We start from the raw sequence: 10,203 nt of genomic DNA, 5'->3' as shown, positions 1-10,203 counted from the left end.
CCTGCTGAGCCGCCTGCGTTGCCGCTTTGCCGTCTCAGTGGTGGCGCATTATAGGGAGTTAATCTGAAGTGACAAGCATTTCCTGAAAAAAATTGACTGAAAGCTACTTTTTTATACGAACGCGGTAAAAACAGACATTTCCCGTCTAATAATCAGGCAAATCAGCTCTCACAGCGGCACAAATCAGCGCCATCATCGCAGCGACCGATGCTATCCTGTTTAACTTACGCTCTTTGCTGACCGATTTTCTTCAAGAAGGATTTTCAATGATTCGCTCCGCGCGCAGTATGGCCGGCCTGCCCTGGATCGCCGCCATGGCGTTTTTTATGCAGGCTCTCGACGCCACCATCCTGAATACCGCGCTTCCCGCCATTGCCACCAGCCTTGAACGTTCCCCACTTGCCATGCAGTCTGCCGTCATCAGTTATACGCTCACGGTCGCGATGTTGATTCCGGTCAGCGGCTGGCTGGCCGATCGCTTTGGCACGCGTAAGGTGTTTATTGTGGCGGTTTCCCTGTTCACGCTCGGGTCACTGGCCTGTGCGCTGTCCGGATCGCTGAGCATGCTGGTGGTTTCGCGCGTGGTGCAAGGCGTTGGCGGAGCAATGATGATGCCGGTAGCGCGTCTGGCGCTGCTGCGCGCCTATCCGCGCAGCGAACTGCTGCCGGTACTCAACTTCGTCACCATGCCCGGCCTGGTCGGACCGATTCTTGGCCCTATGCTCGGTGGTTTGCTGGTCACCTACGCCAGCTGGCACTGGATCTTCCTGATTAATATTCCTATCGGCATCGCCGGCATCTTCTATGCGCGCAAATATATGCCGGACTTCACCACGCCAAAACGCCGCTTCGATTTCGGCGGCTTTATGCTGTTTGGTTTTGGCCTGGTGCTGATCTCCATCGGCATCGAGCTGTTTGGCGAGCGTATCGTATCGCCGTGGCAGGCGGTGCTGGTGCTGGTCAGCGGCGTGGTATTGCTGCTGCTCTATATTATGCATGCACGCCGCCATCCGGCTCCGCTGATTAGTCTGCCGATGTTTAAGACACGCACGTTCTCCGTCGGGATTATCGGTAATATTGCCGCGCGTCTCGGTACCGGCTGTATTCCGTTCCTGATGCCGCTGATGTTACAGGTAGGATTTGGCTATCCGGCGATCATCGCCGGCTGCATGATGGGGCCCACGGCGATTGGCTCGCTGCTGGCTAAATCCACCGTGACTCAGGTGCTGCGCCGCTTTGGCTATCGTAAAACGCTGGTGGGCATTACGGTTATCATCGGCGTGCTGGTCGCCAGCTTCGCGCTGCAGTCGCCGGACGGAAGCATCATCATGCTGCTGGTGGCGCTGTTTGTACTGGGCATGGCGATGTCCACCCAGTTTACCGCCATGAATACCATCACACTGGCGGATTTGAATGATGAGAACGCCAGCGGCGGCAATAGCGTGCTGGCGGTAACGCAGCAGGTGTCGATCAGTTTTGGCGTGGCGGTCAGCGCCGCCGTGCTGCGCTTTTACCAGGATTTTGAGAGCACCACGGTGCAGCAGTTCCACGCCACCTTCTTTACCATGGGTGTGATTACCGTGCTGTCGGCGCTGGCGTTTCTGATGTTACGGCCGGGGGATGGCCGTAACCTGATCGCCAACCGCGAGAAAACGCGTAAAAGCAGTTAAACCGAACCGCGCTCCACCAGCTCCGGCGTCAGCACCAGCGTTTGCTGGCTGGCGTCGGGATCGCTCATACGATGAATCAGCGTATCAATGGCCAGCTCGCCCAGCTCATCTTTCGGCTGATGAATGGTACTGAGCGGCGGCGTCAGATAGCGCGCCAGCTCAATGTTGTCATAGCCCATCACCGCCATATCCTGCGGCACGCGCAGTCCCGCCTGATACAGGGCGTGATAGACGCCCACCGCCATCGCATCGTTGCTGGTAAACACCGCCTGCGGTGGCGGATCGAGCGCCAGCAGCTGATTCATGGCGTTGAAACCGCCCTGAAATTCGAAATCGCCGTCCACCACATAGCCCGGCGGCACCGCCAGCCCACTGGCAGCCATCGCCTGATGAAAACCGTCCAGACGCAGGCGCGCCGGGGTTTTATCCAGCGGCCCGGCAATACAGGCGATGCGGGTGTAACCGCGATCAATCAGATACTGCGTAGCCAGTTCGCCGCCCAGCAGCGCGTTATCCTGAATAATATCGCCGCGCCCTTCAAACGGCGCCCAGTCCATCATCACCATCGGCACCGAAGGATAGCGATTAAGGATGTCGGCGGAGGGCAGATGGGTTTCTGTGCACATCATCAGCAGGCCATCCACGCGCTTCTGCATCAGCGTTTCAAGGCTGCGATTCATGCGCTCTTCATCGCCTTCGGTATTGCACAGAATCAGGCTGTAGCCGCGTTCATAGCAGCTGTTCTCTACACCGCGCACCACCTCCGAGTAGAACGGGTTGCTGCTGGCGGTCAGTAACATGCCAATGGTGCGCGTTTGCTTGATCTTCAGGCTGCGCGCCAGCGCCGACGGCGCGTAGTTTAATTCGCGAATCGCCTGTTCCACTCTGTCGCGCACCTGTTCGCTAACAAAACGGTTGTTGTTGATAACGTGCGAAACGGTGGAGGTGGAGACGCCCGCCAGACGGGCGACATCTTTCATGGTAGCCAAGCGCTTAACCCTGTTGCTGCAGGAATGCGTCAATCTCAGTGCGCCATGGCACTGAGGGCTGTGCGCCCGGGCGCGTCACGGCAATGGCTGCCGCCGCATGGGCAAAACGAACCGCATCCTGCATCGCCACGCCTTCCAGCCGCGCGGTAATGAAGGCACCGTTGAAGGTATCACCGGCAGCGATGGTATCCACCGCCTGCACGCTGAAACCAGGAATACGCTGTCCCTGGCCCTGCTCGCTGAGCCATACGCCGCGCCGGCCCAGCGTAATCAGTACGGTATCGATGCCTTTGGCGTGCAGCGCCTGGGCTGCCCGCGCCGCGTCGTCGTCGTCATTGACGGCGATGCCGGTGAGGATTTCCGCTTCGGTCTCATTCGGCGTAATAATGTCGATCAGCGCCAGCAGCTCATCAGAGAGCTGGGTCGCCGGCGCCGGATTAAGGATCACCTGAGTGTGACTGGCGCGCGCGATGCGGGCAGCGGCCAGCACGCTGTCCAGCGGCGACTCCAGCTGCATCAGCAGCGCATCGGCCGAACGAATTACCTGCTGGTGGCGCTCCACACAGGCTGGCGTCAGCGCCGCGTTCGCGCCTGAGTAGATGCCAATGTTATTTTCGCCTTCGCCATTCACGAAGATCATCGCCACGCCGGTGGCTTCCTGCGCCACGGTTTCCACCGGAGCGGTATCAATCTGGTCCTGCTGCAGCTGCTGGCGAATACGTTCGCCGATGTCATCTGCACCCACGCAGGCAATAAAAGCAATGTCAGCGCCGGCACGGCCAGCCGCGACGGCCTGGTTGGCCCCTTTACCGCCAAAGGCAACCTGATACTGTTTCCCGATCACCGTTTCACCCGGACGGGGAAAATGGGCGAGGTTGAGGATGTGGTCGGCGTTGATGCTGCCGAGTACCGCCAGTTTTGCGCTTTTGCTCATAGGGAGTTATCCAGGAAGTTGCGCCACCGCGAGGGTGGCGCGTTGCCATGCTTTTCTTTGGGTTTTATTTAGTAACCAGTTTCAGGTCAACCGGGTTGATCGCCTGCACTTTTTCGCCCTTCAGAACTTTATCTGCGGTATCGACGCCAATCATACCAATCTTGTCTGGCATCTGTGCAACGGTCGCGCTGAGTTTACCGGATTCTACCGCCTTCACGCCGTCCGCGGTGCCGTCAAAGCCCACCACCAGCACGTCGGTTTTGCCTGCGGTCTGCAGCGCACGCAGCGCGCCCAGCGCCATTTCGTCGTTCTGGGCAAAAACTGCCTGCACGTCCGGATGCGCCTGCAGCAGGTTCTGCATCACGTTCAGACCTTTAGTACGGTCGAAGTCGGCCGGCTGGCTGGCCAGCACGTTGAATTTGTGTGCATCAGCGGCCTGCTTAAAGCCTTCACCACGCTCGCGGGCAGCGGAGGTGCCGGCAATGCCCTGCAGCTCGATGATTTTCGCACCGTCGCCCAGTTTCTTCGCGATGAAATCGCCGGCCATTTTGCCGCCGAAGCGGTTATCAGACGCCACGTGGCTGACAACTTTACCCTGCGCCGCCATACGGTCCAGCGTAATCACCGGGATGTTCGCCTGGTTAGCCATTTTCACGGCGTTACCGACCGCGTCAGAATCCGTTGGGTTGATCAGCAGCAGTTTGGTGCCGCGCACGGTGAGATCCTGCACGTTTGCCAGCTCTTTTGCCGGGTTGTTCTGCGAGTCGAGCACCACCAGGTTATAGCCCAGCTTATCGGCTTCTTTCTGTGCGCCATCTTTCAGCGACACAAAGAACGGGTTATTCAGGGTTGAGACCACCAGCGCAATCGTATCCTTAGCCATCGCGCCAGCACTGAGGGTGGCGCCAAGGATGACGGCCAATGCAGTTAACTTTTTCATTTCTTTAATCCTGTGTGAAGGTCAGAGTTACTTACTGCTTTTGTTATCCACCAGCACCGCCAGCAGAATGACGACGGCTTTGACAATCATCTGGTAGTAAGACGATACGCCCATCAGGTTGAGGCCGTTATTGAGGAAGCCGAGAATCAGCGCACCGATCAGCGTGCCCATAATGCGCCCTTTACCGCCCGCGAGGCTGGTACCGCCCAGCACTACTGCGGCAATCGCATCCAGTTCATAACCGGTGCCCGCCGTCGGCTGCGCGGAAGAGAGACGCGCCACTTCGATGGTGCCCGCCAGCGCCGCCAGCAGGCCGCACAGCGAATAGACGATGACTTTAACGCGGTTAACATTGATGCCGGACAGGCGCGTGGCCGCTTCGTTTCCGCCCAGCGCATAGATATAGCGGCCGAGGCGGGTGTGATGCAGCATGTACCACGCCAGCGCGAACACCACCGCCATCAGCCATACCGGCGTCGGAATGCCCAGCGGACGGCCAATGCCGAACCAGCCAAACAGATCGGCGTTATCGCTGAAGCCGGTGTTGATCGGACTGCCGTTGGTGTAAACCATGGTGACGCCGCGCAGCAGCAGCATCATCACCAGCGTAGCGATAAACGCCTGCACCTTGCCGCGTGCCACAATCACACCGGTAATGGCACCAATAAAGGCACCCAGCGCCAGCGATGCCGCTACGGCCACCAATGCATTAACTTCCAGCCCGACAATCGATGCCGCTACCGCGCCGGTCAGCGCCAGCAGCGAGCCGACCGAAAGGTCGATGCCTGAGGTCAGGATCACCAGCGTCATGCCCACCGCCATGATGGCGTTGACCGATGTCTGCTGCAGGATGTTGAACATGTTGGGCAGCGTGAAGAAGTTCGGGCTCTGGCTGGCAACCACGGCGATCAGCACAATCAGCGCGATCAGCGATTTCTGCTCCAGCAGCCAGGCTTTGCTGAACCAGCGACGGCTGGCAGGTAAGGTTTGGGTACTCATACAACTAACTCCTCGCTGTGTTGCTTACCGACCGCCGCTGCCATCAGGGATTCCTGGGTAGCCTGCTCACGGGAAAATTCGCCACTCAGATGGCCTTCATGCATCACCAGAATGCGGTCGCTCATGCCCAGCACTTCCGGCATTTCCGACGACACCAGGATGATGCTCAGCCCTTCGGCTTTAAACTGGTTAATTAACTGATAGATCTCTTTTTTCGCCCCGACATCGACGCCGCGCGTCGGCTCGTCGAGGATCAGCACATCCGGGCGCGTCATCAGGCCACGCGCAATCGCCACTTTTTGCTGATTACCGCCGGACAGCAGACCGATCGGCTGCATCATTGACGGCGTTTTCACATTGAACAGGCGGATAAAATCGCCCACCGCCAGCTGCTCTTCGGCGTGCTTCAGGCCGCCACCGGCGCGGCTGAAGTAGCGCAGCGCGGTCAGCGACATGTTCTCTTTGACCGACATCCCGAGCACCAGCCCGTCACGCTTACGGTCTTCCGAGATATAGACGATGCCGTTGGCCAGGCCGTCCTGCGGCGAGCGGGTGACAATCTCGCGGCCGTTAAGCGTCACTTTGCCGTGCGTACGCGGCAGCGCGCCGTACAGCACCTTCATTAATTCGGTGCGGCCCGCGCCCATCAGACCGGAGATGCCCAGAATCTCGCCCTTACGCAGGGTAAAGCTGACATCTTCTACGCCCGGTCCGCTAACGTGCTCGACCCGCAGCCGCACCTCGCCCGGTGTCTGATCGAGATGCGGATACTGATCCTCAAGCTTGCGGCCGACCATCATTTCGATCAGGGCCTCTTCGCTGAGATCGTTTACCGCGCGCTCGGCAATAAACTGGCCGTCGCGGAACACGGTGACGTCGTCGCAAATCTCAAAGATCTCTTTCATGCGGTGGGAGATATAAACAATGCCGCAGCCCTGCGCTTTCAGCTCATTGATGACGCGGAACAGCGACAGGGTTTCGGTATCGGTCAGCGCATCGGTCGGTTCATCCATAATGATGACCTGCGACTCGAAGCTGAGCACTTTGGCGATCTCCACCATTTGCTGGTCGCCAATCGACAGATCGCCCACCAGCTTGTGGCTGCTGAAGCGCAGATTGAGGCGCTTTAACAGCGCATCCGCCGCGGCATACATCTGTTTCCAGTCGATGCGGCCAAAGCGGTTAACGAATTCACGGCCGAGGAAAATATTTTCCGCAACGGTCAGCTGCGGGATCAGGTTCAGCTCCTGATGGATGATGCCGATGCCGGCTTCCTGAGACGATTTCGGTCCGGAGAACGTCACTTCTTTTCCCAGCCAGTGCAGCGAACCGGCGTCCATGCTGTAGATGCCGGTCAGCACCTTCATCATGGTGGATTTGCCCGCGCCGTTCTCTCCCACTAACGCCATCACGCGCCCGGGATAGACCGCCAGCGACGCGCCGTTGAGCGCCTTCACGCCGGGAAATGATTTTTCAATTCCCCTGAGTTGCAATAACGGTTGCATAGCGGCCTCAGAAAGTGACGCCCGCGCTCAGGATGACATTCGCATACGGAGAGCACTCTCCGCTGCGAATGACCGCCTGACTGCGCTGAGTGTGTTGTTTGAACTGTTCATGGCTGGTGTAACGAACGCTAATCACATTCCCCTGGTGCTGTTGCAAGGCTTCGAGCACGGCGATCAGCTGGCTATGGAGTTGCGGATTGTGTTGTTGGATCTCTTCCGCTATCAGGGCACTCTCAACCTGCATCTCCTGCGTGATGACCTCCACCACCTGTAAAAAATCGGGCGTACCGGGCGTCAGCGCCAGATCGATGCGCTGTGGACCGGCCGGGATCGGCAAGCCCGCATCGGCAATCGTCAGCGTATCGGTATGCCCGAGGCGGGCAATCACATGAGAGACTTCAGCGTTTAACAGGCGACCTTTTTTCATTTATTCCACTCCACAGCGAAACGTTTCGCTGTCTGGCAGTGTATTAAATGTACATGGCAACTCAATGACGGCATCACGGAAATGTGATCGCCATCGAAACGTTTCGCCTGGGCCGGGGGAAATTTGAGTTTGGCGGGATGGCGGAGCCCACGACGTGGCTCCGCAGGGGAGGTTAAGGCAGTTTACGTACCTGTTTAACGTCCAGTTCAATCGAATTGAAATCCTTATCCAGTTCGCCGGTCAGCTCGACCTGATCTTTCGGCGTAATGGTCTGGCCGTTCCAGCGTTTGTGGTCGATCTCCACTTTCATGCTGCCGCTGCTGTCGCGGAACAGATAATCTTCATCGCCGATCTGCTTATCAAGCTGGCCGCGCACGGTGATCCAGCTGTCATCCTTCATCTCTTCGGCCTGTTTTACCGTCACCACACTGCTGTTATCGGCCTTAAAACCGCCGGCTTTAGCCTGAGCGGCTGGCGCGTTAGGGTCGACAAAGCCACCCTGCTGGGCGGCTAACACCGGGGTTGCCGCCAGGGCGATAATGGCGAACAGCGCTGCACTCTTTTTCATTTTTCACCTCATTTCCATGTCTGTGCGGATTACGGGAGCTATTTCACCACAGGGTTCTTAACAGGATCTTAAGGGAAAAAAAGAGGGGAAAAATAAGCCAAAACGGGCGAATGACGCTGTACAAGCGCGCATCTGCTTCGTATAAACCCCCAGGTAACCGGGAGAAACGCATGCGCATTTTATTAATTGAAGACGATACGCTGATTGGCGATGGCCTGAAGGTCGGCCTGACCAAACTGGGTTTCAGCGTCGACTGGTTTGTCAGCGGCGAAGCCGGATTTCAGGCGCTCAACGCGGCGCCATGGGATGCCGTGGTGCTGGATCTGTCGCTGCCGCAACGTGACGGGCTGGACATCCTGCGCCAGTGGCGTGAGCAGGGCGCGGATGTCCCGGTGCTGATCCTCACCGCACGCGATGCGCTGGACCAGCGCGTGCAGGGCCTGCAACTCGGTGCCGACGACTATCTGTGTAAGCCGTTTGCGCTGACGGAGGTGGCCGCACGTCTGCAGGCGCTGATTCGTCGCCGTCACGGTCAGCTGCAGCCGGAGCTGCGTCACGGCAGGGTGGTGATGGCTCCCGGCAGCCACAGCGTGATGGTCGATGGCGAACCGCTCAGCCTGAAAAGCCGTGAGCTGGCGCTGCTGGAGCTGTTCCTGCGCAATCCCGGTCGCGTGCTGACGCGCGCGCAGCTGGAGGAGAAACTGTACAGCTGGGACGACGACGTCTCCAGTAACGCAGTCGAAGTGCACATCCATCATCTGCGTAAAAAGCTCGGCAGTCAGTTCATCCGCACCGTGCACGGCATTGGCTACACGCTGGGAGCGGCAGAATGAGTCTGTTCCTGCGGCTGGCCATCGGCTTTCTGCTGTTAATTATTCTGTGTGGTGCCAGTGCCACCTTTAGCGCATGGCAGCAGACGCGCGACACCGTTAATGAGCTGTTTGATACCCAGCAAATGCTGTTCGCCAAACGCCTGCTGGCGCTGGATGCCAGCCGTCTGCAGGCCGCCTCGCTGCCAAAAACCAAAGCGATTTTGCGCCACCATCGCGGCGATCAGGATGACGACGCGCTGGCCTTTGCGCTGTTCAGCGCCGACGGCAAACCGCTGCTGAACGACGGCGAAAACGGCCGCGATTTGCTGTTTACAGCGGATCGTGACGGCTTCCACGATGGTCGCCTGCGTGGTGATGACGATCGCTGGCGGCTGCTGTGGCTGACGTCAGCCGATAAGCAGTGGCGCGTGGTGGTCGGACAGGAGTGGGAATATCGTGATGATATGACGCGCGATCTGGCACTGAGCAGCCTGCTGCCGTGGGTGGTGGCCATGCCGCTGATGCTGCTGTTGCTGCTGGCGCTGGTGTGGTTTGAGCTGCGTCCGCTGAAACGCCTGACTGCATCGCTGCAGCAACGCGCGCCGGATGATGCCACCCCGCTGACGCCGCAACGCCTGCCGCTGGAGGTGAAGCCGCTGGTGGCGGCGCTGAATGGCCTGTTTGCCCGCATGGCACAGCTGGTCCAGCGCGAGCGACGCTTTACCTCCGATGCGGCGCACGAGCTGCGCAGCCCGCTGGCGGCGCTGCGCGTACAGAGCGAGGTGATTCAGCTGGCCGGCGATGACGAGGCGATGCGTAACCATGCGCTGCAGCAGCTCGATAGCGGCATCCTGCGCGCCACGCGGCTGGTCGATCAGCTGCTGACGCTGTCGCGCGTCGAAGCAGACGATCTGCGCAGCGAATTTCAGCCGGTCCCCCTCGCGCCGTTGCTGCACCAGCTGGTGACCGAACATCAGGCACAGGCGGCAGCGCAGCACACCAGGCTGACGCTGACGTCTGACGCGGAACCGGTGATGAACGGTCATCCACTGCTGCTGGGTTTACTGCTGCGCAATCTGCTGGATAACGCGCTGCGCTACACGCCGTCCGGCAGTGAGATTCAGCTGCAGCTCAGCGCGCGCAGGCTGGAGGTGGTGGATAACGGACCGGGCGTCAGCGCAGAGCAGCTGGCGCGGCTGGGTGAACGCTTCTGGCGACCGCCGGGGCAGGCGCAAACCGGCAGCGGGCTTGGCTTGTCGATTGTGAAAAATGTGGCTCAGCTGCACGGCATCCGGCTGACCTTCAGCTCGGTGCAGCCGCAGGGGCTGCGCGTCACCCTCAGTTGGTGACGCGCGATGC

General features: G+C 59.3%; 10 protein-coding genes. 3 read left to right on the top strand and 7 right to left on the bottom strand.

Annotation, left to right across the window (positions count from 1 at the left end):
* Positions 1–266: 266 nt before the first annotated feature.
* Positions 267–1,670 (top strand): multidrug transporter subunit MdtD, encoded by a 1,404-nt coding sequence (mdtD, locus tag H7K56_RS21185; RefSeq protein ID WP_021508168.1) that lies wholly within the window; start codon positions 267–269, stop codon positions 1,668–1,670.
* Here the strand turns inward: mdtD and rbsR are convergent.
* The 7 genes from rbsR to H7K56_RS21150 form a co-directional block, all read right to left on the bottom strand.
* Positions 1,667–2,659, bottom strand: coding sequence for a ribose operon transcriptional repressor RbsR (rbsR, locus tag H7K56_RS21180; protein WP_369597187.1), 993 nt, complete (start codon positions 2,657–2,659; stop codon positions 1,667–1,669). The genes mdtD and rbsR overlap by 4 nt on opposite strands.
* A 4-nt stretch (positions 2,660–2,663) precedes the next feature.
* Positions 2,664–3,593 carry a ribokinase gene (gene rbsK / locus H7K56_RS21175; protein ID WP_058770712.1) on the bottom strand — a complete coding sequence of 310 codons (930 nt, stop codon included), beginning with the start codon at positions 3,591–3,593 and terminating at the stop codon, positions 2,664–2,666.
* A gap of 64 nt (positions 3,594–3,657) precedes the next feature.
* Positions 3,658–4,533, bottom strand: coding sequence for a ribose ABC transporter substrate-binding protein RbsB (gene rbsB, locus H7K56_RS21170; protein ID WP_021508171.1), 876 nt, complete (start codon positions 4,531–4,533; stop codon positions 3,658–3,660).
* Positions 4,534–4,560: 27 nt separating this feature from the next.
* A complete protein-coding gene (rbsC, locus tag H7K56_RS21165; RefSeq protein ID WP_021508172.1) occupies positions 4,561–5,532 on the bottom strand; it encodes a ribose ABC transporter permease in 972 nt (323 codons plus the stop codon).
* Positions 5,529–7,037: a ribose ABC transporter ATP-binding protein RbsA gene (gene rbsA, locus H7K56_RS21160; protein WP_150361064.1), complete on the bottom strand. Its 1,509-nt coding sequence runs from the start codon at positions 7,035–7,037 to the stop codon at positions 5,529–5,531. Before rbsA ends, rbsC begins: the two co-directional genes overlap by 4 nt.
* Positions 7,038–7,044: 7 nt before the next feature.
* Positions 7,045–7,464, bottom strand: coding sequence for a D-ribose pyranase (gene rbsD, locus H7K56_RS21155; RefSeq protein WP_021313542.1), 420 nt, complete (start codon positions 7,462–7,464; stop codon positions 7,045–7,047).
* A gap of 172 nt (positions 7,465–7,636) precedes the next feature.
* Positions 7,637–8,032, bottom strand: a complete 396-nt coding sequence (locus H7K56_RS21150; RefSeq protein WP_058758226.1) for a YgiW/YdeI family stress tolerance OB fold protein — start codon at positions 8,030–8,032, stop codon at positions 7,637–7,639.
* A gap of 170 nt (positions 8,033–8,202) precedes the next feature.
* Between H7K56_RS21150 and qseB the strand changes: the two genes are divergently transcribed.
* Together qseB and qseC are read left to right on the top strand one after the other, a co-directional pair.
* Positions 8,203–8,865, top strand: coding sequence for a quorum sensing response regulator transcription factor QseB (gene qseB / locus H7K56_RS21145; protein WP_141496847.1), 663 nt, complete (start codon positions 8,203–8,205; stop codon positions 8,863–8,865).
* Positions 8,862–10,193, top strand: coding sequence for a quorum sensing histidine kinase QseC (qseC, locus tag H7K56_RS21140; RefSeq protein WP_150361065.1), 1,332 nt, complete (start codon positions 8,862–8,864; stop codon positions 10,191–10,193). Before qseB ends, qseC begins: the two co-directional genes overlap by 4 nt.
* Positions 10,194–10,203 lie beyond the last annotated feature (10 nt).

Source organism: Pantoea dispersa, from assembly GCF_014155765.1.
GTDB lineage: Bacteria > Pseudomonadota > Gammaproteobacteria > Enterobacterales > Enterobacteriaceae > Pantoea > Pantoea dispersa.
This window is presented reverse-complemented; position numbering and strand designations above follow the sequence as displayed.